Consider the following 22,907-nt stretch of genomic DNA (forward strand, 5'->3'; position numbering starts at 1 on the left):
GCGCGCGTGCTCACCGCAGAGGCCACCGGTCCGCTGAACCGGAGCGGCGCGACGCCGCCTGCCCGGACGCTCATCGACATCCTGCGCGAGACCGCGCAGCGCCATCCCGAGGCCTCGGCGCTCGAGGACGAAGCAGGAGCGCTCAGCTACCGCGAGCTGCTGGCCCTGGTGTGGCGCACGGCGCCGCGCCTGCGCGAGCAGGGCGTGCGGCGCGGCGACCGCGTCGGCGTGCGGATGCCGTCGGGCGACCGCGAGCTGTACATCGCGATCCTCGGCGTCATGGCGGCGGGCGCCGCCTACGTGCCCGTCGACGCCGACGACCCGCAGGAGCGGGCGGATCTGGTGTTCGGCGAGGCCGCCGTGCGCGGCGTGGTCGGGCCGGGCGGAGAGTATCGGGCCGCCGACGCCGCGGCGGATGCGGCCGCCGGAGCCGGCGCGCTGTTCGCGGGCGAGGACCCGCATCCGGCCACCCACGCCACCGCGGTGGTCGCGCCGCCCACGACCGAGGACGACGCCTGGATCATCTTCACGTCGGGATCGACGGGCGTGCCGAAGGGCGTCGCGGTCTCGCACCGGTCCGCCGCGGCGTTCGTCGACGCCGAGGCCCGCCTGTTCCTGCAGAGCGCCCCGCTCGGACCGGGTGACCGCGTGCTCGCGGGCCTGTCCGTGGCGTTCGACGCGTCGTGCGAGGAGATGTGGCTCGCCTGGCGCCACGGAGCCTGCCTCGTGCCGGCCCCGCGCGCGCTGGTCCGCTCCGGGGAGGACCTCGGGCCCTGGCTGGTCGGGCACGGGATCACGGTGGTCTCGACGGTCCCGACCCTCGCCGCGCTGTGGCCTCAGGACGCGATCGAGAACCTGCGGCTGCTGATCTTCGGCGGCGAGGCGCTGCCGCCCGAGCTGGCGGCGCGCCTCGCGAGCGACGAGCGCGAGGTCTGGAACACGTACGGTCCCACGGAGGCCACGGTCGTGGCCTGCGCGGCCCTGATGGATGCGGACGCGCTCGCGGTGGGGGAGCCGGTGCGCATCGGCCTGCCGCTCGACGGCTGGGCGCTCGCGGTGGTGGACGCCGAGGGCAGCCCGGTCGCGGAGGGCGAGGTCGGCGAGCTCATCATCGGCGGCGTGGGCCTGGCGCGCTATCTGGATCCGGCGAAGGACGCCGAGAAGTACGCCCCGATGCCCGCCCTGGGGTGGGAGCGCGCGTATCGTTCGGGCGACCTCGTCCGCGCGGACGCCGCCGGCCTGGTGTTCCAGGGGCGGGCCGACGACCAGGTGAAGATCGGCGGGCGCCGGATCGAGCTCGGCGAGGTGGAGTCCGCGCTGCAGGCCCTCACGGCGGTGTCGGCGGCCACCGTGGTCGTGCAGCGCACGGAGGGCGGCGTACCGCTGCTGGTCGGCTACGTCGTCCCGGTGGACGGGTTCGACCGGCAGATCGCGCGCGCGGAGCTCGCCGAGACGCTGCCGGCGCCGCTCATCCCGGTCCTGGCCGTGATGGACGAGCTGCCGGTGCGCACGTCCGGGAAGGTCGACAAGGCCGCCCTGCCCTGGCCGCTCGAGGTCGGCGATTCGTCCGACTCGAGCCTCTCGGGCACGGCGGCGTGGCTCGCGGAGCAGTGGCTCGGCGTGCTCGGGATCCGGCCCGCCGACGAGTCCGCCGACTTCTTCCAGCTCGGAGGCGGGTCGCTCGCGGCCGCGCAGCTCGTCTCGCGCATCCGGGCGCGCGCGCCCGAGTTCACGATGGCCGACGTCTACGATCTGCCGCGACTGGGGCAGATGGCCGCCGCGGTCGAGGCCGAGTCGACGGACGAGCCGCACGACGTCGCGCGCATCGCACACCCGACCCCGCGGCGCATGCAGTTGGTGCAGACCCTCCTGGGCGCGCCGCTGCTCGCCCTGAGCGGCGCGCGGTGGATCGTGTGGCTGCTCGCGGCGAGCTGGATCCTGCAGCTGCTGCCGGGGTTCGAGGTGCTCCCGGACGCGCCGTGGTGGGCGATCCTGCTGGGCATCCTCGTGTTCGCGACGCCGTTCGGGCGGATGGCGATCGCGGCGGCGGCCGCCCGCCTGCTGCTCGGGGGCGTCCGGCCCGGCGACTACCCGCGCGGCGGCGGCGTGCACCTGCGCCTCTGGCTGGCCGAGCAGATCGCGCACCAGATCGACCCCGTCGGCCTCGCGGGCGCCCCGTGGGTGACCTACTACGCCCGCGCGCTCGGCGCCCGCATCGGCGAGGGCGTGGACATGCACACGCTGCCGCCCGTCACGGGCATGCTTCAGGTCGGCGCGGGGGCGGCGATCGAGCCGGAGGTCGACCTCAGCGGGTACTGGATCGACGGCGACACCGTGCGCATCGGCGGGGTGCGGATCGGGGCCGGCGCCACGATCGGATCGCGCAGCACGCTCGCGCCGGGCGCGCGGATCGGCCGCGGCGCCGAGGTGGCCCCCGGCTCTGCGGTGTTCGGGCGCGTCAGGGCGGGACAGCGCTGGGCGGGCTCGCCCGCGGTCCGGGTGGGCGGCGTCTCCGAGCCGTTCGCCGCGAGCCGGCCCGCGGCGCCGCGCCGCTGGCTGTGGGCGTACGCGGCGTCGTCGCTCGTGCTGGGGCTCCTGCCGTTCGCGGCGTTCGCCGTCGGCGGTCTCGTGCTCTCGGCCGGATTCCGCGGCGCCCCGTCGCTCGCCGATGCCATCCCGGGCATCCTGCTGTGGCTCGTGCCGGCGGTGCTCGCGGCGGGGGTCGCCTTCGCGGGCGGGGTGCTCGCGCTCGTGCGGCTCCTGTCGATCGGCCTGACCGAGGGCGTGCACCCGGTCCGCAGCCGGGTCGCGTGGCAGGCGTGGACGGTCGAGCGCCTTCTCGACTCGGCCCGCACGCTCCTGTTCCCGATCTACTCCAGCCTGTTCACGCCCGTGTGGCTGCGGCTGCTCGGCGCCCGCGTGGGGCGCGAGGTGGAGGCCTCCACGGTCCTGCTCATCCCGTCGATGACGACGATCGACGACGGAGCGTTCCTCGCCGACGACACCATGGTCGCGACGTACGAGCTGCGGGGCGGCTGGATGCGCCTCGCGGCCGCGCGGATCGGAAAGCGCGCGTTCCTCGGGAACTCGGGCCTGGCGGGCGCGGGGCACCGCGTGCCCAAGGACGCCCTGGTGGCCGTGCTCTCGGTCGCGCCCGAGAAGGCGAAGGCGGGCTCGTCGTGGCTCGGATCGCCCGCTGTGCGCCTGCGCCGGGTCGTGAACGAGGCCGACCTCGAGCGCACCTACCGCCCGCGCACCTCGCTGCGGGTGGCGCGCGCCCTGTGGGAGCTGTGCCGCTTCGTGCCCGTGGTCGTCACGTGCGCGCTCGGCGTCGCGGTCATGCTGACCCTGGCCTGGCTCATCTCCGTCGTGGGAGTGCTCGGCGCGTTCCTCCTGTCCGGCGTCGTCCTGCTGGCGGCGGGCGCGCTCGCCGCGGCCGTCACGACGATCGCGAAGTGGACGTTCGTGGGCGCCATCCGGGCGGGCGAGCATCCGCTGTGGTCGAGCTTCGTGTGGCGGACCGAGGTCGCCGACACGTTCACCGAGATGCTCGCGGCGCCGTGGTTCGCGAACGCGGCGGCGGGCACGCCGGCGCTCGCGGTCTGGCTCCGCTCGCTCGGCGCGCGGATCGGACGCGGCGTGTGGACCGACAGCTACTGGCTGCCGGAGCCCGACCTCGTCTCACTCGGCGACGGCGCCACGGTGAACCGCGGGTGCGTCGTGCAGACGCATCTGTTCCATGATCGGGTGATGAGCATCGACACGGTCACGCTGGAGCCCGGCGCCACGCTGGGGCCGCACAGCGTGATCCTGCCCGCCGCGACGATCGTCGCGGCCGCGACCGTCGGCCCCGCGTCGCTCGTGATGCGCGGCGAGTCCGTGCCGGCCGGCAGCCGCTGGAGCGGCAACCCGATCGGCCCGTGGCGCGCGGTCAAGGTGCGCGCGTGCCAGGCGGTGGAGCGACCCTCCGGGGCGACGCCGTGAAGCCCGACGCCTACACGCCGCGCAGCGGCGACCCGAACGTCCGCATCGACCACTACGACCTCGTGCTCGACTACCGCGTGGGCGCCAACCGGCTGTCCGGCACGGCCACGCTCAGCGGCCGTGTGCGCGACCGCGCCCGGTCGATCTCGCTCGACCTGATCGGGCTGCGCGCGTCGCGCGTGAAGGCCACGCGGGGGATGGACGTCACGCACCGCCAGTCCGACGGGCGGCTGAAGGTGAGCTTCGCCCGGGCGCTGGAGGCGGGCGAGACGTTCACGATCGCGATCTCGTACGCCGGCTCGCCGCGCCCGCGCTCGACCCGCTGGGGCGCGCTCGGGTGGGAGGAGCTGGCCGACGGCGTGCTCGTCGCCTCGCAGCCGACCGGCGCCCCGACCTGGTTCCCGTGCAACGACCTGCCGCGCGACAAGGCCACGTACCGGATCGAGATCACGACCGACCCGGAGTACACGGTCGTCGCGGGCGAGCCGACGACGCCCGAGACGCGGCGCGGCCGCCGCACCTGGCGCTTCGAGCTCGCCGTGCCGACCCCGACCTACCTGGTGGCGCTGCACATCGGCCGGTACGCGCGCCGCGACGTCGCGCTCGGGGCGGTGCGGGGCGCGATCCTGTATCCGCGCGCGATCGAGGCCCGCGTGGACGCCGACTTCGCGGACCTGCCGCGCATGATGGCCGCGTTCGAGGACGCGTTCGGCCCGTACCCGCTGCCCGGCTACACGGTCGTGGTCACCGAGGACGATCTCGAGATCCCCCTCGAGGCGCAGGGCATGGCCGTGTTCGGAGCGAACCACATCGACGGCCGGGGCGGGCTCGAGCGGCTGATCGCCCACGAGCTCGCGCACCAGTGGTTCGGCAACAGCGTGGGAGTGCACCGCTGGCGCGACATCTGGCTCAACGAGGGCTTCGCCTGCTACGCGGAGTGGATCTGGTCGGAGCGGTCCGGCGGTCCGGATGCGCACGGCCTCGCCCTGGCCCACCACGCGCAGCTCGCGCACGAGCCGCAGGACCTGGTGCTGTCGGACCCCGGCGCGGACCGGATGTTCGACGACCGCGTGTACAAGCGCGGGGCGCTGACGCTGCACGCGCTGCGGCTCACGCTCGGCGACGACGCGTTCTTCGGCATCCTGCGCGCGTGGACGGCCGCACACCGGGACGGCACCGCCAAGACCGCCGACTTCCTGCGCCTGTGCGAGGAGACGGCCGGCCCCGCGGTCGTGGAGATGCTCCGGGCCTGGCTGGACGACGAGGAGCTGCCGCGGCTGCCCAAGGGCGGCTCGCACGCGACGCCCGCGCCGATCAGCCCGTCGCTCCCCGCCGGGGGAGCGCCAGCGCCACGCTGACGACGCACCCCTCCGGCGCGGGCCCGTCCGCGACCTCGATCGCGTCCGGGCGCCCCGGGACGCGCGCGAGCGCCGATCCGGGCAGACGGTCTACCGCGACGCTCGAGACCGCCAGTTCGCCCGGAGGGACCCGCAGCCCGCGTCCGTCAGTCTTGAGCACGGCCTCGATCCGGGTCCAGCCGCGCAGGTCCGGGGGCGGCAGCGGGGCGAACAGGGGAGCGAGGTCGTCGAGCACGGAGCCGGCGGCGCCTCGCTCGACGTCCACGCCCAGCGAGGCCGCATCCCGCGCGTGCGCGGCGGCGGCCACGATCGTCGCGCCCGCGTATGCAAGGGCGACAGCCACGGGGGCGGCGAGGGCCCGCGGCGCGCCGTGGTCGTGCCCGCCGCAGCGCGCGCAGCGCCGCGCGACGCGCTCGTCCGCCCCGGGGGCGACCCGGCGGATCAGATCCGCGAGCAGCCGGTCGCCGGCGCGGGAGCGGGTCTCCGTCTCGCCGACGTCGTCCCAGGCGATCAGCACGGGCCCGAGCTGCCGGATGTCGGACATGCGCGCTCCCGGGGCGGGCGGTGCCAACGGCACTCGCGGCGATCGCTGGTGCCCCTGGAGGGACTCGAACCCCCAACCGTTTCCTTAGGACGGAACTGCTCTTCCATTGAGCTACAGAGGCTGGCCCGTCCAGTCTACGGGGTGCGCTCGGCCGGGCCCGGAGACGCGACGCGGCGCCGCCCGGACGGATCCGGACGGCGCCGCGTCTGCGCGTCTGTCGGCGCGCTACTGCTGCAGTGCGAGGGCGAAGCGGACGCCCTCCTGGGTGACCTGCGCGTCGAGCACCTTGTCGTCGAGCTCGTTGGCGGCGACCTGCTCGAGGAACACGCGGGCGTCGCCGTTCTCGATGACGGTGTCACCCTGCTCCGGCGACGGCGCGAGCGTCAGGGCGTAGCCCTCGGCCGACGCGCTCGTGCCCTGGATGCGAAGACCGGCGGTCGCGGCGTCCGGCGTCTGCTGCACGATGGTGCGAACCGCGTCCGCGGCGTTCTCGGTGAGCGTGAGCATCTGGCTCTCCTTCCCTCGGGACCGGCCACGATTCCGAGAATGGGAGCCGATTGCAAGGCTGACGCCCGACGTCCAGGCGATACACACCTGTATGCGACGTCGGGCGTCAGCGGGACAAAAGGAAATGAGGCGTGCGGTCAGTTCGCCGCTTCGTATGCCTCGATGATGTTGGCGGGAACGCGGCCGCGCTCCGAGATCGAGTATCCGTTTTTCTTGGCCCACTCACGAATAGGGGCGTAATCAGTCTGACCGCCTCGACGACGTCCGCGCGCGGGAGCCGGGCTCGACGACGAACCGGAAGACATGCGGCGCGCGGCCGAAATGTATTTCGCGAAATCGTCGCGCAGAGCCTGGGCGTTGTCTGCGGTGAGGTCGATCTCGTAGCTCTTGCCGTCGAGCGAGAACAGGACGGTCTCGCCTTCTCCGGGCTCGAGGACGGTGCCGTCGATGTCATCGACGAGCTGGTGAACGATTTTTCGGGCCATGCCCGAGATGATAATGCTCGCGATGGGCATTTCACACCGGAGAGAAGTACCCATCAGGGGGGGATGTGGATATTCCGCCGCGAAAGGCGGAATCTGCTAAGGAAGCAGGCCCCATTTCCGTGCTCGCGCGACCGCGGCATGGCGCGTCGAGGCATCGAGTTTCGCCATCGCCGCGCCCAGATATGCCTTGACGGTTCCCTCGCGCAGGCCGAGAAGCGCGCCGATCTGCGCATTCGTCTCGCCCAGCGCGGCGCGCGCGAGCACGTCCACCTCGCGCGGCGACAGGCGCACCTCGGGAACGGACTCGAGTCGCGTCGTGTGGGCGTCCCCGGAGAGCGCGGCGAGCCGGCGCTCCACGTCGGCGAGCCGGGCCCGGATGGCGGGGTCGTCGATCGCGGAGGCGATCGCCCGCAGCTCGGCGTAGCTCTCGCGCAGCTCCTCCCGCTGCTGCGGCGCCAGCGCGCCGGGGTGATCCGCCGCGGTCCCGTCGGTCGCGGGTCGTCGGGTCTCGTCGCGCCGGCTCAGCTCCGCGGCGACCTCCTCGGCGACGCGCACGGCCGGCGCGGCCGCCACTCCTCCGATGTTCCAGTCGCCCCACGCGCCTCCGTAGAGCACGCCGCGCGCGCGACCGTCGACCACGATCGGCGCCGCCATCAGGGTGCGGATCCCCTCGCCCAGGATGTAGCCGTCGTAATCGTGCGTGATCTGGCGCGCCGTGCGGTAGTCGCCGGTCATGCGCGGGCGCAGCTCGATCATGGCGCGTCCGCCGAGGCCGCGCTCCAGCTGGACGGCGAGCCCCTCGAGGGAATCGGTGTGGGTGCCGTGGAAGGCGGTCATGCGCGCGACGCCGCCCTCGACCAGGCCCCCGAAGGCGACGGGGAAGCGGGTGCGGCGGGACAGCTCGACCACGGCGTCCGCGACCAGTCGGCGGTCCTCGGCGAGCTGCTGCGGCAAGGTCAACCGGCTACCTACTTTCGGGGGTGACGGGCCCTTCCCCGTCTTTCGTAGCGTCGAACCTATCACCGGCTCCGCGTGCGCGCAGGGCCGTTCGCGGCGCGACGCAGCGCCGCGGTTCTCGACATGTGGCAAGGAGGCCTCGTGACAGAAACGCCCACCGGTGCGCCCGCGAAGGGACGCATCGATTACATCGCGGTGGAGGATTCGCCCCGATTCCGGGAGCTGAAGCGCGCACACCGCGGCTTCGTGTTCCCGCTCGCAGCGTTCTTCCTGATCTGGTACTTCGTGTACGTCCTGCTGGCCGGCTGGGCGCCCGGATTCATGGCGCAGAAGCTGTTCGGCGACGTCAACGTGGGTCTGCTGATCGGACTCGGGCAGTTCGTCACCACGTTCGCGATCACGATGGCGTACGTGTCGTTCGCGAACAAGCGGCTCGACCCGCAGTCGTCGGCCATCCGTGAGGACCTCGAGAAGCAGGAGGCGGGCGCATGAACGCGGTCTTTGCGGCGGCCGCACCGGCCGCGGAGAACAATCCCGTCCTGAACATCTCGATCTTCGGGGCATTCGTCGCGGTGACGCTGTTCATCGTCATCCGCGCGTCGCGCAACAACAAGTCGGCGGCGGACTTCTACGCGGGCGGGCGCTCGTTCTCGGGGCCGCAGAACGGCTTCGCGATCGCCGGTGACTATCTGTCGGCGGCGTCCTTCCTCGGCATCGTCGGCGCGATCGCCGTGAACGGATACGACGGATTCCTGTATTCGATCGGCTTCCTCGTGGCCTGGCTCGTCGCCCTTCTGCTCGTCGCGGAGCTGATGCGCAACACCGGCAAGTTCACGATGGCCGACGTGCTCTCCTTCCGGCTCAAGCAGCGCCCCGTGCGCATGGCGGCCGCCATCAGCACCCTCACGGTGTGCTTCTTCTACCTGCTCGCTCAGATGGCGGGCGCGGGCGGGCTGGTGTCGCTGCTCCTCGGCGTCAGCGACAAGGTCGGCACCGCGGCGGTCGTCACGGTGGTCGGCGTCCTGATGGTGGGCTACGTGCTCATCGGCGGCATGAAGGGCACCACCTGGGTGCAGATCGTGAAGGCCTTCCTGCTGATCGGCGGCGCCGTCATCATGACGCTGTGGGTGCTGGTCATCCACGGGTTCGACTTCAACACGCTGCTCGGCGCGGCCGTGCAGGCCTCGCCCGACGGCGAGGCGACCCTGGCTCCCGGCCTGCAGTACAAGAACCCGATCGACTTCCTGTCGCTCGGTCTGGCGCTCGTGCTGGGCACGGCGGGCCTGCCGCACGTCCTGATGCGCTTCTACACCGTGCCGACGGCCAAGGAGGCGCGCCGCTCGGTCGTATGGGCGATCTGGCTGATCGGCCTGTTCTACCTGCTGACCCTCGTGCTCGGCTACGGCGCCGGCGCGCTCGTCGGCGAGGAGACGATCCTCGCGGCGCCCGGCGGCGTGAACTCGGCGGCGCCTCTGCTCGCGCAGGCGCTCGGCGGTGCGGTGCTCATGGGCATCATCTCGGCCGTCGCGTTCGCCACGATCCTGGCGGTGGTCGCCGGCCTGACCATCACGGCCGCCGCGTCGTTCTCGCACGACATCTACAACGGCGTGATCAAGCGCGGCACCGCCACGGAGGGTCAGGAGCGCAAGGTCGCGAACGTGACGATCCTGGTGATCGGCGCCCTCGCGATCATCGGCGGCATCGCGGTGCTGGGTCAGAACGTGGCCTTCCTCGTGGCGCTCGCGTTCGCGATCGCCGCGTCGGCCAACCTGCCGACCATCCTGTACTCGCTGTTCTGGCGCGGCTTCACCACGCGCGGAGCCGTGTGGAGCATGTACGGCGGTCTGGCGGCCGCGATCATCCTGATCGCGCTCTCGCCCGTGTTCTGGGGCACGCCCACGAGCGTGTTCGGCGAGACCGGCGTCGCGATCTGGCCGCTGAGCAACCCCGGCATCGTCTCGATCCCGGTCGGGTTCCTGCTCGGCTGGCTCGGGTCGATCACGACGCCCAAGGGCGCGGAGGACCCGCGGCTCGCGGCCGAGATGGAGGTGCGATCGCTCACCGGCCACGGCGCCGAGAAGGCGGTGCACCACTAGAAGCGGAGGGGGAGCCGAGCGCCGGCTCGGGGCGGCCTACACGCCCCGGGTCGGCGCTCGGTGGTCTCCGGCCCCGTCGTCAGGTCCACACGCCGCTGGTGCCGCGGCGGTGGCTGCCCACGAGATGCGTGTCGACGATGCCCACGGCCTCCATCAGCGCGAACATCGTGGTCGGCCCCACGAACCGGAAGCCGCGGCGCTTGAGCTCCTTGGACAGCGCGACCGACTCGGGCGACGACGAGGGGATCTCGGCGTAGCTGCGCGGCGCCGGGGTCTGCGCGGGGCGGAAGCTCCACACCAGGTCCGCCAGGCCGCCGTCGGACCGCAGCGCCACGGTCGCGCGGGCGTTGCCGATCGTCGCGAGGATCTTCGCGCGGTTGCGCACGATGCCGGCGTCGGCCATGAGGCGCTCGACGTCGGCCTCGCCGAACGCGGCCACCGCATCCGGATCGAATCCCGCGAACGCCGCCCGGAAGGCGGGCCGCTTGCGGAGGATGGTCGCCCACGACAGCCCGGACTGGAAGCCCTCCAGGCTGAGGCGCTCGAACAGGCCCTGCTCGTCCCGGATCGGCATGCCCCATTCGGTGTCGTAGTACGCCTGCATGAGCGGATCGCGGGCGGCCCACAGCGGCCGGGTCAGCCCGTCCGCCCCCGTGACGAGGTCGTCGGTCTGCGAGGCGGCCGATGCGCATGCGGGCGGCGGAGCGGTGTCGGTCATGGGCGTCGGCTCCTCAGGGCGGGGGCGGGTGGGATGACGGCGGACGCGGCGCCGCTCGCACGGCGCTCGAGGTCGACCAGGAAGCGCTTGGCGCCGGGATCCGATCCGTACTCGCCGAGCGAGCCGTCGGCGCGCACGACGCGGTGCACGGGCACGACGAGCGAGAACGGCGTGGTCCGGCACGCGGTGCCGACCGCCCGATGCGCGCCGGGGCGGCCCGCGCGCGCGGCGACCTCGCCGTAGCTCGCGGTCTCGCCGTAGGGGATGTCGCACACGGCCTGCAGGGCCTCGCGGGCGAAGCCGCGCGTCAGGCCCCAGTCGAGATCGACGTCGAAGGCCATGCGCTCGCCGTCGAAGTACTCCTCGAGCTGCGCGCGGAGCGGATCGGCGGAGCCGGGGGCCCGATCGGGGACGACCCCCTGCTCGCGCGCGAGCATCTCGAGCGCCCAGCGGGTGTCGTCGCTCGTGAACCGCAGCGCGAGAAGGCCCGCGTCGGACAGCACGGCGATCGCGGTGCCGACGGGGGTCGGGATCAGGTCGTAGCGGAGGGTCACGCTCCCATCCTTGCCGGGTCCGGCGACACCGGCGGCCCCTCGTGGCCGCTGTGAGACGGACGGGGCGGAAGTGACGCATGTGGACGAGCGCAACGCCGCCCACCGGGAGGCCCGGCCCAATCCGGCGAAACTCCGCGGCACGCCGCGTCGATCCCTCCGCGCGCGCCTACCCTGGCTCACGTGTGGCGAGCAGAAGGCAGCGCCGCGGTCGACGACACCGTGGCAGACACGGGCGCGATCGTGACGCCCATGGACCTCGGCGTGGCCGAGCCCGGGGCGGTGATCGCGCACGTGGCGGACCCCGAGCGCGAGCGCATGCGGATCGTCGCGGGCGACCTGGGCGGGCCCTCGCCGCTGCTGCACTACCCGCTGGGCGGAGACGCCGAGGCGGGCATCGACATCACGCGCGCGCACCCCGGGAGCCTCCCGCAGTTCATCACGGGCAAGTCGACGCTGCTGTCGAACCTGTTCCGCGACGAGGTCGCGCTGCGCACCGCGCGCATCGCCGCCGAGCGCATCACGACGAAGCACCTCGAGCTGCGCACCGTGCGCGGCATCGACGCCGTGCGCCTGGCGGTCGGCATGGCCGTGTGGAGCATCGGCGGCGAGGAGTTCGCCGCTCCGGTGCTGCTGCGTCCGCTCGCCATCCGGCGCCACCACTCCGACTTCGAGCTGAAGCTGCACGGCCGCTTCCACGTGAACCCCGAGCTGGTCCGCGCCGCGCGCGACCACTTCGGCATCGAGCTCGATGGCGAGGCGCTCGCGGCGCTCGCGTACGGCGAGGGCGTCTTCAAGCCGCAGCCCGTGATCGACCGGCTCCGGGCGGCCGCCGCCCACGTCGACACCTTCACGGTCAAGCCCCGCCTGGTCGTCTCGACCTTCGCCGACGTCGGCGGCGCGATGGCGCGCGACCTGAGGCGCCTGGACCACCCGCTGCTGAACGCGCTCGCGGGGCACTCCGAGGACCTCGCGGCGCTGGAGGCCGACGCGGCCGCCCCGGTCGTGACGAGTCCCGACGAGCGGGCGCCCGCGGCCGACACGCTGCTGCTCGACGCCGACGCGGAGCAGGAGGCCGTGCTCGCGCGCATCGCGGCCGGCCAGTCCCTCGTGGTCCACACGCTGCCCGGCACGGGCGGCACCCAGACCGTGATCAACGCGATCGGCTCGCTCGTGCGCGCCGGCAAGCGTGTCCTCGTCGTCAGCGCGCGCCGTTCGACACTGGACGGCGTGCGTCACCGCCTGTCGGGCATCGGGCTGGACGGGCTGGCGGTCTCGCCCGCGGATCTGCGGCGCGACCTCATCCGCGCGATCGGCCGCAACGAGAAGGCCACGCAGCCCAAGGTCGCCGAGATCGACGACGCGCTCGTGCGGCTGCGCAACGTGCTGCGCGACTACCGCCGCGCGCTGACCCGCACGCACGACCGCCTCGGCGTCTCGGTGCTGGACGCCACGCGCGCGCTCACCAAGCTCGCGAACCTGCCCGAGCCGCCGTCGACCTCCGCGCGGCTCGGGATCCGCGCGCTGGAGTCGCTCGCTGGGGACCGCAGGCAGGCCGCATCGACGCTCGCGCTCGCGGCGCGGCTGGGCGAGTTCAAGATCGGTCCCGACGACTCGCCCTGGTACGGCGTGACCTTCGCCACGACCGAGGAGGCGCGGCGCGCGCACGAGCTCGCGGGCAAGCTGCACCGCAAGAGCGTCCCCGCCCTGCTCGAGCGCGGCTACGAGCTCATCGCGCAGACGCACATGCGCCCGTTCACGACGATCGACGAGCTCGGCGAGTTCCTGCGTCTGCTGCACGGCATCCGCGACTCGCTCGACCGCTTCAGCCCGACCGTGTTCGAGCGCCCGCTCGCCGACATGATCCGCGCGTACGGCCCCCGCCGCGAGTCGCAGAACATGACCGGCGCCGCGCGCCGCCGGCTCAAGCGCCTGGCCAAGGAGTACCTGCGCCCGGGCGTCCACATCGCCGACATGCACGACGCGCTCGTGCGCATCCAGCACCAGCGCGCGCAGTGGCAGAAGCTCGTCGACGTCGGCACGATCCCCGACATCCCCCTGGGACTGGCAGACGTGCAGGTGGAGTGGCAGCGGGTCGAGGCCGAGCTGACCGATCTCGACGGCGCGCTGGGTCGGGGCACGCGGCTGGCCGCGATGCCCGTGCAGCGCCTCGTGCGCACGATCGCGGGCCTGGCCGCCGAGTCCGACGTCTTCGACAACATCGTCGAGCGCGCGGAGCTGCGCACGGAGCTCGCGCGCCTGGGCCTCGAGCCCCTTCTCACGGAGCTGTCGGTGCGCCACGTGGACGAGGCGCGCGTGGGCGACGAGCTCGAGTTCGCCTGGTGGCAGTCGGTGCTCGAGCACCTCCTGCAGAACGACCGCGCGCTGCTGGGTGCCAACACGTCGGTCGTCGACCGCCTCGAGCGCGACTTCCGGCTCGTGGACGAGGCGCACGCGGCGGCCTCCGGCCCTCTCCTCGCGTGGCAGCTGGCCGCGCAGTGGCGGATCGGCATCGTCGACGAGCCCGAGGAGTCGGCGGCCCTGCGCCGCGCCCTGACCCAGGGCGAGATCACGCCGGCCGGCCTCGCGGCGGCCGCCCCGACCCTGGCGCGCACGCTCGCACCCGTGTGGATCGCCTCGCCGTACGACGTGCCGTCGATCCCGGATGAGCCCGCCTTCGACGTCGTGCTCGTCGCGGACGCCGGGGCGATCGGCCTCACGGAGGCGGTTCCGGCCATCCGCCGCGCCCGTCAGGTGGTCGCGTTCGGCGACCCCGTGACGCAGCGCCCGACGCCGTTCGTCGTGGCGGCGACGGGGGAGCCGGCCGAGGACGCGGCGGTCGACCGAGACAGCCTGTTCGAGACGCTCGCCGAGGTGCTTCCGGTCGAGACGCTCACCCGCAGCTACCGGGCGGGCGGTGAGGACCTCGCCGAGCTCGTGAACGACGCGTTCTACGGGGGCGAGATCGTCTCCCTGCCGTGGGCCGGCTCCTACCTCGGGCGCGGCAGCCTGTCGGTGGACTACGTCGAGGGCGGCTCCGGCACGCCGGACCCGGTCACCGGCTCGGTCGAGAGCCCGGATGCCGAGGTCGCGCGCGTGGTGACGCTCGTCGTGGAGCACGCGATCAACCGGCCCACGGAGTCGCTCATGGTCGTCACCGCGAGCCGCCGCCACGCGGAGCGCGTGCGCGCCGCCGTCATGGAGGCGTTCGCCGGCCGCGCGGACGTGGCCGACTTCGTCGCCAGGGAGACCGCCGAGCCGCTCGCGGTGCTGACCCTCGAGGAGGCCACGGCCGAGAGTCGTGACCGCGTGATCTTCTCGCTCGGCTACGGCCTCACGAAGCACGGCCGCGTGCTCAGCGACTTCGGCGACCTCTCGACCCCCGACGGCGAGCGCCTGCTCACGGTCGGCATGACCCGCGCGCGCCGCTCGATGGTGATCGTGTCGTCGATCCGGCCCTCGGCTTTCGACGAGGGGCGTCTGGAGCACGGCGCCGCGACGCTCATGGGCATCCTCGGCGGCATCGCCGCCCGCGGTCGCGAGGCGCGTCTCGAGGACCTCGCCGACCCGCTCACGCTGGCCCTCGCCCGCGAGCTGCGCCGTCTCGGCGTCGCGGTCGACGTGGACTACCGGGGCCTGCTGCCGCTGGTCGCGCAGCACGCCGGCAAGGCGGTCGTGGTCGAGTCCGACCCGGAGTCGCGCGGCGAGTCCCTGCGCGAGTCGCTGCGCCTGCGGCCGCACGTGCTGCGGCGCCTCGGGTGGCACTACGTGCGCGTGCACGCGTTCGACCTGTACAGCGACCCGGCGGCCGTGGCCGAGCGGATCGCCGCGGTGCTGGGCGTCTCGCCCGAGGCGCAGCGCGCGGACGGCGACACGCAGCCGCTCGACACCCAGCCGTGACCGGCGGATCGGACGAGGAGCCGCGGCAGCGGATCGTGCGCGTGCGCGGCGCGCGGCGCGCCAGACTCACGCCGGTCGAGGGCACGCTCAGCGACTCCGAGGCCGAGGCGACGCTGCGCGGGGAGGAGCCGGCGCCCGCGAAGCCCGCGGAGGAGGGCCGCGGCCCGAACGACGAGCGCCTCCGCCGCGACGTCCCGCCGCACTACTGACGAAGACGAGAGGCCCGCCCGATCCTGAGGATCGGGCGGGCCTCTCGTGAGCGGTCTGAGCGGATCAGGCCTGGTTGCGGGCGGCGAGCAGGTCGCGGATCTCGGCGAGCAGCTCCTCCTGGGTCGGAGCGGCGGGCTCCGGCTCCTCCTGCACGCCCAGGCGGGCGGCGCGGCGCTCGGCCATCTTGTTCATCGGGACGATGAGCAGGAAGTACACAACGGCCGCCACGGCGAGGAAGTTGATGATCGCCGAGATGATCGCGCCGATGCCGAAGTTGGCCGTGGCGAAGATGCCGGGGATCGGGATGACCCACTCGGCGAGGTTGCCGGACGGCACGAGCGCGCCGATCAGCGGGTTGACGAGGTTGTCGACGACAGCGGTCACGATGGCGGTGAACGCCGCGCCGATGATCACGGCGACCGCGAGGTCGATCACGTTGCCGCGAGTGATGAAGTCCTTGAAGCCCTGGATCATGTGGTCCCCCTTATGTGCCGGTCGTTCCGGCGTCATGGTCTCGGAGTCACGCGCCCGATGCGGGCGTCGTCTCCGGCTTAGATGATGCCGCAGGGGCAGGGGAAGTGCCAGCACCGCCCGAGGAGGCGCCCTGCGTGTCGCGCGAGCCCGAGTTCCGCGAATCGGTGCGGTAGAAGCCGCCGCCGTTGAACGTCACTCCGATGGATCCGTACTGCTTGCGCAGCGCGCCGCCGCACTCGGGGCACTCGGTCAGCGACGGCTCGCTGAAGGACTGGACGGCGTCGAAACGGTGCCCGCACGACTTGCAGGCATAGGCATAGGTGGGCATGCGACCTCGGATGGCGATCGGTGGTGGGTGTCTGGGTGCGCGTGACCCGCTCGCCGGGGGCGAGGCGGATCAGCGGTCGGCCGGCAGATCCAGGGTGCGCGTCGGGGTGACGACCCCGGAGACCGGCTGGTCGTGCACGTCCCGCGGCACGCTGTCGACCAGTTCCGAATCATAGATGACCGCGTAGACCGGCGGGCGCCGGTCCATCGAGCCCAGCGTCTTGTCGAAGTACCCGCGACCCCATCCCATCCGCATCCCGGTCCGATCGACGGCCGCGGCCGGGATGAGCATGACGTCCACGTCGTTCACCGCGATCGGGCCGAGCAGATCGCCGACGGCCTCCGGCACGCCGAGCGGGGTCTCGACCTCCTCGCCGCCGGGGGAGGCGACCGTCCAGTCGAGCAGGCCGTCCTCGCGCATCACGGGGAGCAGCACGCGGATGCCCCGCGACATGGCCCAGCGGATGAACCCCCGCGTGCCGGGCTCGGTGGGGGAGGAGAGGAAGCACGACACGCTGTGCGCCCCCAGGCGCGCGATCAGGGCCTCCAGCTGTGCCCGGATCCCCTCGTCCGCCGCCTCGCGCTGCGCGTCGGAGAGGAGCTGACGTCGCTCGCGGAGTTCGGCGCGGAGCGCGCGCTTGGCCTGATCCAGCGTGTCCGTCATGCCGCGATCATACGGGGAGTGCCCCGGGATCACGGGCGGATAACGGCTCGTCGCATACGATGAGGGAATGCATCCCCCGCAGATCAAGGCAGTCATCCCCGCGGCCGGACTGGGCACGCGCTTCCTCCCGGCGACCAAGGCCACTCCCAAGGAGATGCTGCCGGTCGTCGACAAGCCGGCCATCCAGTACGTCGTCGAGGAGGCGGTGGCCGCCGGCATCCGCGATGTGCTCATGATCATCGGGCGCAACAAGAACGCGCTCGCCAACCACTTCGACTCGGTGCCCGAGCTCGAGACCAAGCTGATGGACAAGGGCGACCAGGCTCGCCTGGAGCGCGTGCAGGCGTCGAGCGACCTCGCCGACATCCACTTCGTCCGCCAGGGCGAGCCCAAGGGCCTGGGGCACGCGGTGCTGCGCGCCCAGGCGCACGTCGGCAGCGCGCCGTTCGCGGTCATGCTCGGCGACGACCTGATCGACGAGCGGGACGAGCTGCTCACGACGATGATCGACGAGCAGGCCAAGCGCGGCGCCATGGTCATCGCCCTCATGGAGGTCGACCCCGACAGCATCCACATGTACGGCTGCGCCGACGTCGAGGCCACCGACACCGACGACGTCGTGAAGGTGAAGGGCCTGGTCGAGAAGCCCGCGAAGGAGGACGCGCCGTCCAACCTCGCCATCATCGGCCGCTATGTGCTCACCCCGGAGATCTTCCCGGTCCTGGAGCGCACGCAGCCCGGCAAGGGCGGCGAGATCCAGCTCACGGACGCGCTGCAGGAGGTCGCGGCCGACCCCGAGGGCCCCGGCGTCTACGGCGTCGTGTTCCGCGGTCGTCGCTACGACACGGGCGACCGCGTCGACTACATCAAGGCCATCATGCGCCTCGCCGCCGACCGGGCCGACCTCGGCCCCGAGCTGCGCCCGTGGTTCAAGGAGTTCGCGGCGTCGCTCTGAGCGTGCCCGCCGTTTCGACCACGAGGAGCCGGATGGACGGTCTCGCCCCGCGCCAGCACGGGCCGATCTCCATCCGGCTCGTCCGTTCCCGGGACGCCCGCGTGCTGCAGCACGAGCTCGTGACGAACCGCTCATGGCTGCGGCCCTGGGAGGCGACGAGCCCCGGCGGCCCGGCGCCGCTCGACATGCGCGGCAGCATCCGCCGACTGCTGCAGCAGTACCGCGACGGCCAGGGCGTGCCCTTCGTGATGGAGTACGACGGCGAGATCGCCGGTCAGCTCAACGTGTGGGGGATCGCGCGCGGATCGCTGTCGTCGGCCACGATCGGCTACTGGGTCAGCGAGCGGTTCGCCGGGCGCGGCGTCACGCCGACCGCGGTCGCGCTCGCGACCGACGTGTGCTTCACCGAGCTGCAGCTGCACCGGATGGAGATCTGCATCCGTCCCGAGAACGCCGCGAGCCTGCGCGTCGTGCAGAAGCTCGGCTTCCGGTACGAGGGCCTGCGCCGTCGGTACATCCACATCGACGGCGACTGGCGTGACCACTATGCCTTCGCGCTCACGGCCGAGGAGGTGCCGGAGGGCGTGCTGCAGCGCTGGCTCGCCGGACGCGCGCCCCAGCATGCGGCGGACATCTCTTAGCTCACGCCCCGTCGATCGGCTCGGGCACCGCAAGCGGTGCCGCTCGCCGCTCGACCACTGTCGCTGACGCTCCAGTGAGGCGTGAGGGCGCGCTTCGCGCGCGGGCCGCATCCGCGGCACGCTCGCCTGCGGCTCGCACGACGGTCGGCGTACCGCCCCGGTCATTGAGTGGCGGGGGACACCCTCCGGTCGTTGAGCGGAGCGAAGCGGAGACGAAACGGCGGGCGGGTGCGCGGCGGGACACGCCGGTGGGTGACCGGACACGCCCGCGGCCTGCGGGGCGGGCGGCGGCGCGTCCCCTACCGTGGGTCGCATGGATGGGCAGCTGCTGGGCGGAGGCGTGGTCGTCGCCGTCGCCGTGCTGCTCTGGCTCGTGTACCTGCTGCCCACCTGGCAGAGCCGCATGCAGTACAACGCGGCCGAGCGCAATGCCGTGCGGCTGAACCAGGCCCTGCGGGTGCTGGCCGAGACGAGCGAGACGCCCGAGGAGGTGCGCGTGGAGCTGACCGCGCGCGAGGCCGCCGCCAAGCAGAAGCTCGCCCGCCGGCTCCAGGCCGAGCGCACGAGGCTGAGCGTCGAGCAGGCGCGCCTGCAGGCCGAGAAGGATCTCGTCGCGCTCGAGCGGCAGCGGATGGAGCTCGCCCGCCAGCGGTCCACGCCGGCGGTCCGTCAGGCGAAGGCCCGACGCCGCGTGCGCCTCGTCGCGACCGCGCTCTCGCTCACCGGGCTCGCCGGCGCCGGCTTCGGCGCCTGGGCGCTCCTCGCCGGAGGGGGAGCGCTGTGGCTGTCGCTCGGCGTCGGCGCCGCGATGACCGGGGCTCTCGTGCTGCAGCGGATGGCCGCGGTCCAGGCTCGGGCGGCCCGCCGGGTGGTCGCGCCGCCGGTCGTGCAGTCCGTTCGCCGCTCGGCGCCCGGCACGCTCATCGACGAGGCGGATCGGGGATGGGTCCCGCGTCCGCTTCCCGCGCCGCTGTCGACCACGAGCGGATCCCGCGCGCAGGCGGCCCGCGCCGAGCGTGACGCGCGCGAGGCGCTGCGCCGCGCGGCGCAGGAGGAGGCGCTGCGCGCCCGCGCCGAGCAGCTGCGCCCCGCGCCCGTCCCCATTGAGACCGCCCGTCCCGCCGCGGCGGCATCGCCGTTCGCGGGGATGGGGTACGTCGACGACGCCGAGATCGAGGCGCACGTGCGCGAGCTGCTCGCGCGCCGCGCCACGGCCTGACGCCCGTCGCGGCGCGCCCGACGGTTCCGGCCGATGTGCGGGAGCGCCCGCCGGGTCTGGTAATGTAGTCCGAGGTTCACGGGCCCATGGCGCAGTTGGTAGCGCGTCTCGTTCGCAATGAGAAGGTCGGGGGTTCGAATCCCCCTGGGTCCACCGGAACACAGAAGGCCCCGCCGCATGGCGGGGCCTTCTGTCATTCCCGACGGGACTACGCGCCCAGTCGGCTGAGGAGCGCGCGGGCGACCGAGGCGGACGACTGCGGGTTCTGCCCCGACACGAGCGCACCGTCCTCGACGAGGTGGTCCGCCCAGGGCTCGGCCGCCTCGACCCGCACGCCCTGCGCGCGCAGTGTGCTCTCGAGAAGCCAGGGTGCCTTGTCGGCGAGCCCGCCCTGACGCTCCTCCTCGTCGGTGAAGGCCGCGACCTTCCGGCCCTCCGCGGTGAGGGAGCCGTCCTCACGCCGAGCGGCAAGCAGGGCGGCGAGCCCGTGGCACACGAGGGCGAGGGGCTTGTCGGTCTCGAGCGCCTCGGCGAGGAGCGCCCCCGACGTCGGATCCGACGCGAGGTCCTCCATGGGGCCGTGGCCACCGGGGTAGAACACCGCGTCGAACGCGGCCAGGTCGATGTCGTCGAGCCGGCGCGGCGCCTGCAGGCCCTCGATCCCCGCGAGCGCGTCCCGGGCATCCTCGTCTGCGGCGAGCGAGCCCTCGTCGGCGACCGGCGCCACGCCGCCCGGCGTCGCGAAGACGACGTCGTGGCCCGCGTCGGTCAGCAGGCGGTAGGGCGTCAGGAGCTCCTCGGCCCAGTAGCCGGTGGGGTGCGAGGTGCCGTCGGACAGCGTCCAGGAGCGGGCGCCGGTGACGACGAAAAGGACGGTGGACATGTCTCTCCTCCAACGTGGGATGCGACGTCCGGGCGGGCGCCGCATCCGTCACAACGCCCCACGGCTCGCACTCTTCCGATAGCTTCGCGATATGGGTCATAGATCTGCTGATGGGCTGGATCGCCTCCCGCTGTGGCGCGCGTTCCTCGCGGTGCACGCGTCGGGATCGCTGTCCGGCGCCGCGCGCACGCTCGGCCTCACCCAGCCGGCCGTGACCGCGCAGCTCAGGTCGCTCGAGGAGGTCCTGGGCGAGCGGCTGTTCGAGCGGAGCGCGCGAGGCGTCACACCCACGCCCCGCGCCGACGAGCTCGCGGCACGCCTCGCCGGTCCGTTCGCGGCGGTCGCCGAGGCGATCGGCGGCGCCGGCGCGGGAGACGACGGGCCGCATCCACCGGTGCGGCTCGGGGGAGCGGCGGATCTCCTGGCCGAGGTCGTCGTCCCGGCGCTCGCGCCTCTGGTCGCCGCGGGGGTGCGGCTGCAGGTCGTCCCGGGGTCGAGCGGCGCCCTGGTCGACAGCCTGCGCGCGGGGGTGCTGGACCTCGTGGTGGCCTCCGAACGACCGCGCGGACGCTCGGTGCTCGCGACGCCGCTCACGGACGAGACGTTCATCCTGGTGGCCGCGCCCGGGGTGGTGCCGACGCCGGTCGCGTCCCCGGACGATCTCGGAGCGGTGCCGCTGCTGGCATACGCACACGACGTGCCCATCCTGCGCCGGTACTGGCGCCACGTCTTCGGCGCGCGCCTCGAGCGAGAGCCGGCGCTCACGTTCCCCGACCTGCGCGCGCTGCGCGAGGCCGCGCTCGCGGGCGCCGGCGCCACGGCGCTTCCGCTGCACGCCTGCCGCGAGGCCTGGCGAGCGGACGGCTGGTCGACCTGCACCCGAGCGACGACCCGCCGATCAACACCCTGTTCCTGGTCCGCCGGTCGGGAGCGCCCGCCCCGCACGTGGAACGCGTGCGGGCGGCCGTGACGCGTGCGGTGATCGACGCCCTGAGCTAGACCGGTCAGCCGGGCCTCTGCAGCCAGCCGCGCGCCGTGAGATACCGCAGGAACTCGTACTTCTCCCGAATGAGCCCGGCGAACTGGTTGCGGGTGTCGGGGATGAACCAGAAGGTCGCTCGGGACCGGCGGAGCGTCCATCCCATGAGGTGCTGGGCGACGTAGCTGAGCCAGACGTCCTCGACGAGCCGGAACCGGTCCGGGCACTCGAACACGCGGTCGTCGAGGAAGACCGACGTGTCGATGATCATCCCGCAGGTGCCGAGGTACTGCGCCCGCCGGCCGCGTCGCACGGGCACCCGGAGCCAGTAGTGCGGTGGGAACAGGAAGCGGTACGCCCACCATTCCGTCGCGGTGCGCGGCCGCGCCTCGCCGACCAGCGTGCGGATCGTACGCGGGCCGAACAGCTGGTCGTCGTCGATGAACACGACGTGCGGATGGGACGGGGCGAGCTCGCTGGCGAAGTGGAAGCGGCCGAAGCCCCCGATGTTCTCGGGGCTGTGGAAGCGCACGGGGAGCGGGCCCTCGGCGGCGGCAGCCTCCAGCTGCTCGGAGATGGCGGGGTTGTTGTTCCACACGTGGAGCTCGACGGACACGTCGGACTGCGCCGCCAGGGCGCGCAGGGTGCGGCGGAAGTACTTCGGCCGCCGCCAGGTGCACATCACGACCGGGATCCTCGCGGGCGCATCGCTCACGGAGCGACCGTAACGCGGTGCGGTCCCGCCGCCGAGGGGCTTCCGAGCGGTGCGAGCCGTCGCTACAGTCACGCCCTACGGGCCCCTCGGCGGCCTGACGGCATCGCCGCTGCGGGGCGCGGGAGAGCCTGAGAGCCGGGGCGGGGACGGTGCGACACGCCCGGGGGATGGCGTGGTTTGCCCCGCCCCTCGGATCCACGTAATGTATTCCCTTGTCGCCGCCAAGCGGTGAGGTTGAGCCGGAAGGCTCCCACCCCAGGTCGACGACGAACTCCACGACAGGACCACCCGGAACGGGCGCGACTGGCGTGGGATTGCTGCCCGCTCTGCGGTCACAGCGACACGGAGTGTCGATTTGACAGCGAGAGAGCGAGCGGTAAGATAGAGAAGTTGCCCCGGAGGGCTGCGGCGGGAGTCGCAGGGCTGGGAGCATCCGATCCTTGAGAACTCAACAGCGTGCACTTGTCAAATGCCAAATAACCTCGGCAACTGGCCTTTTTGGTTGGTTGCGAGATTCCTTTGGATCAATTTTGGAAGTCAGTTTTGACATCCGTTTTTGGTCAGCATCAAACTCGCTGCTTCACCGTTTTCCCGGTGGGGTCAGCATTTTTTCTTCACGGAGAGTTTGATCCTGGCTCAGGATGAACGCTGGCGGCGTGCTTAACACATGCAAGTCGAACGGTGAAGCTCCAGCTTGCTGGAGTGGATCAGTGGCGAACGGGTGAGTAACACGTGAGCAA

The 22,907-nt window shown here is 72.9% G+C and carries 21 protein-coding genes, 2 tRNA genes and 1 rRNA gene; 12 read left to right on the forward strand and 12 right to left on the reverse strand.

The window, feature by feature from the left end; all coding sequences use genetic code 11:
* The first annotated feature begins 6 nt into the window (after positions 1-6).
* Positions 7-3,984 (forward strand): Pls/PosA family non-ribosomal peptide synthetase, encoded by a 3,978-nt coding sequence (locus B5M43_RS08620; protein ID WP_134745860.1) that lies wholly within the window; start codon positions 7-9, stop codon positions 3,982-3,984.
* Positions 3,981-5,342 (forward strand): M1 family metallopeptidase, encoded by a 1,362-nt coding sequence (locus tag B5M43_RS08625; RefSeq protein ID WP_134745861.1) that lies wholly within the window; start codon positions 3,981-3,983, stop codon positions 5,340-5,342. The genes B5M43_RS08620 and B5M43_RS08625 overlap by 4 nt, the downstream gene beginning before the upstream one ends.
* Here the strand turns inward: B5M43_RS08625 and B5M43_RS08630 are convergent.
* From B5M43_RS08630 to B5M43_RS08650, 5 genes are all read right to left on the reverse strand, one after another.
* Positions 5,299-5,886 carry a hypothetical protein gene (locus B5M43_RS08630; RefSeq protein ID WP_134745862.1) on the reverse strand — a complete coding sequence of 196 codons (588 nt, stop codon included), beginning with the start codon at positions 5,884-5,886 and terminating at the stop codon, positions 5,299-5,301. The two genes, B5M43_RS08625 and B5M43_RS08630, sit on opposite strands and share 44 nt — an antisense overlap.
* Positions 5,887-5,932: 46 nt before the next feature.
* Positions 5,933-6,007: transfer RNA gene (locus tag B5M43_RS08635), tRNA-Arg, on the reverse strand.
* A gap of 104 nt (positions 6,008-6,111) precedes the next feature.
* Positions 6,112-6,393: a Fe-S cluster assembly protein HesB gene (locus B5M43_RS08640; protein WP_134745863.1), complete on the reverse strand. Its 282-nt coding sequence runs from the start codon at positions 6,391-6,393 to the stop codon at positions 6,112-6,114.
* 137 nt (positions 6,394-6,530) lie between these two features.
* Entirely contained in the window at positions 6,531-6,878 is a 348-nt protein-coding gene (locus B5M43_RS08645) for an Lsr2 family protein (RefSeq protein WP_055989115.1), read from the reverse strand.
* A gap of 96 nt (positions 6,879-6,974) precedes the next feature.
* Entirely contained in the window at positions 6,975-7,832 is an 858-nt protein-coding gene (locus B5M43_RS08650) for a LuxR C-terminal-related transcriptional regulator (RefSeq protein WP_230667837.1), read from the reverse strand.
* A gap of 126 nt (positions 7,833-7,958) precedes the next feature.
* On the opposite strand from B5M43_RS08650, the gene B5M43_RS08655 reads away from it, so the two are divergent.
* Positions 7,959-8,327 (forward strand): DUF485 domain-containing protein, encoded by a 369-nt coding sequence (locus B5M43_RS08655; protein ID WP_055989118.1) that lies wholly within the window; start codon positions 7,959-7,961, stop codon positions 8,325-8,327.
* Complete coding sequence (locus B5M43_RS08660) at positions 8,324-9,931, forward strand: cation acetate symporter (RefSeq protein WP_055989061.1); 1,608 nt, start codon at positions 8,324-8,326, stop codon at positions 9,929-9,931. The genes B5M43_RS08655 and B5M43_RS08660 overlap by 4 nt, the downstream gene beginning before the upstream one ends.
* A gap of 79 nt (positions 9,932-10,010) precedes the next feature.
* Here the strand turns inward: B5M43_RS08660 and B5M43_RS08665 are convergent, their stop codons facing one another.
* Positions 10,011-10,649, reverse strand: a complete 639-nt coding sequence (locus tag B5M43_RS08665; protein WP_055989064.1) for a DNA-3-methyladenine glycosylase I — start codon at positions 10,647-10,649, stop codon at positions 10,011-10,013.
* Positions 10,646-11,203, reverse strand: a complete 558-nt coding sequence (locus B5M43_RS08670; RefSeq protein WP_134745865.1) for a methylated-DNA--[protein]-cysteine S-methyltransferase — start codon at positions 11,201-11,203, stop codon at positions 10,646-10,648. The genes B5M43_RS08665 and B5M43_RS08670 overlap by 4 nt, the downstream gene beginning before the upstream one ends.
* Before the next feature lie 249 nt (positions 11,204-11,452).
* Here B5M43_RS08670 and B5M43_RS08675 point away from each other — a divergent pair, with 249 nt between their 5' ends.
* The gene (locus tag B5M43_RS08675; protein WP_205829491.1) at positions 11,453-15,100 is read left to right on the forward strand and encodes an AAA family ATPase; all 3,648 of its coding nucleotides are present in this window, start codon (positions 11,453-11,455) and stop codon (positions 15,098-15,100) included.
* Positions 15,097-15,309 carry a hypothetical protein gene (locus B5M43_RS08680; RefSeq protein WP_134745867.1) on the forward strand — a complete coding sequence of 71 codons (213 nt, stop codon included), beginning with the start codon at positions 15,097-15,099 and terminating at the stop codon, positions 15,307-15,309. The genes B5M43_RS08675 and B5M43_RS08680 overlap by 4 nt, the downstream gene beginning before the upstream one ends.
* A 64-nt stretch (positions 15,310-15,373) precedes the next feature.
* On the opposite strand, the gene mscL is transcribed toward B5M43_RS08680, so the two are convergent.
* The 3 genes from mscL to B5M43_RS08695 form a co-directional block, all read right to left on the reverse strand.
* Positions 15,374-15,784 carry a large conductance mechanosensitive channel protein MscL gene (gene mscL, locus B5M43_RS08685; protein WP_055989121.1) on the reverse strand — a complete coding sequence of 137 codons (411 nt, stop codon included), beginning with the start codon at positions 15,782-15,784 and terminating at the stop codon, positions 15,374-15,376.
* Positions 15,785-15,830: 46 nt separating this feature from the next.
* Positions 15,831-16,112 (reverse strand): FmdB family zinc ribbon protein, encoded by a 282-nt coding sequence (locus tag B5M43_RS08690; RefSeq protein ID WP_082542978.1) that lies wholly within the window; start codon positions 16,110-16,112, stop codon positions 15,831-15,833.
* Positions 16,113-16,181: 69 nt separating this feature from the next.
* Positions 16,182-16,775: a 5-formyltetrahydrofolate cyclo-ligase gene (locus B5M43_RS08695; RefSeq protein WP_055989073.1), complete on the reverse strand. Its 594-nt coding sequence runs from the start codon at positions 16,773-16,775 to the stop codon at positions 16,182-16,184.
* Positions 16,776-16,842: 67 nt separating this feature from the next.
* Between B5M43_RS08695 and galU the strand changes: the two genes are divergently transcribed.
* From galU to B5M43_RS08715, 4 genes are all read left to right on the forward strand, one after another.
* A complete protein-coding gene (gene galU, locus B5M43_RS08700) occupies positions 16,843-17,730 on the forward strand; it encodes a UTP--glucose-1-phosphate uridylyltransferase GalU (protein ID WP_055989077.1) in 888 nt (295 codons plus the stop codon).
* Positions 17,731-17,762: 32 nt separating this feature from the next.
* Positions 17,763-18,371, forward strand: a complete 609-nt coding sequence (locus B5M43_RS08705) for a GNAT family N-acetyltransferase (protein WP_055989080.1) — start codon at positions 17,763-17,765, stop codon at positions 18,369-18,371.
* 313 nt (positions 18,372-18,684) lie between these two features.
* Positions 18,685-19,590: a hypothetical protein gene (locus B5M43_RS08710; protein ID WP_134747266.1), complete on the forward strand. Its 906-nt coding sequence runs from the start codon at positions 18,685-18,687 to the stop codon at positions 19,588-19,590.
* Positions 19,591-19,670: 80 nt separating this feature from the next.
* Positions 19,671-19,743, forward strand: a tRNA-Ala gene (locus tag B5M43_RS08715).
* A gap of 55 nt (positions 19,744-19,798) precedes the next feature.
* On the opposite strand, the gene B5M43_RS08720 is transcribed toward B5M43_RS08715, so the two are convergent.
* Positions 19,799-20,473, reverse strand: a complete 675-nt coding sequence (locus tag B5M43_RS08720) for a type 1 glutamine amidotransferase domain-containing protein (protein ID WP_134747268.1) — start codon at positions 20,471-20,473, stop codon at positions 19,799-19,801.
* A 91-nt stretch (positions 20,474-20,564) separates the two neighbouring features.
* Between B5M43_RS08720 and B5M43_RS08725 the strand changes: the two genes are divergently transcribed.
* Entirely contained in the window at positions 20,565-21,443 is an 879-nt protein-coding gene (locus B5M43_RS08725; protein ID WP_205829564.1) for a LysR family transcriptional regulator, read from the forward strand.
* A 34-nt stretch (positions 21,444-21,477) separates the two neighbouring features.
* Here B5M43_RS08725 and B5M43_RS08730 read toward each other — a convergent pair whose 3' ends face one another.
* On the reverse strand, positions 21,478-22,167 hold the full coding sequence (locus tag B5M43_RS08730) for a glycosyltransferase (protein WP_167626841.1): 690 nt from the start codon (positions 22,165-22,167) through the stop codon (positions 21,478-21,480).
* 613 nt (positions 22,168-22,780) lie between these two features.
* On the opposite strand from B5M43_RS08730, the gene B5M43_RS08735 reads away from it, so the two are divergent.
* Positions 22,781-22,907: ribosomal RNA gene (locus B5M43_RS08735) — 16S ribosomal RNA — on the forward strand; the annotation flags it as partial.

It is taken from the genome of Microbacterium sp. MEC084, from assembly GCF_004514465.2.
Classification (GTDB): domain Bacteria; phylum Actinomycetota; class Actinomycetes; order Actinomycetales; family Microbacteriaceae; genus Microbacterium.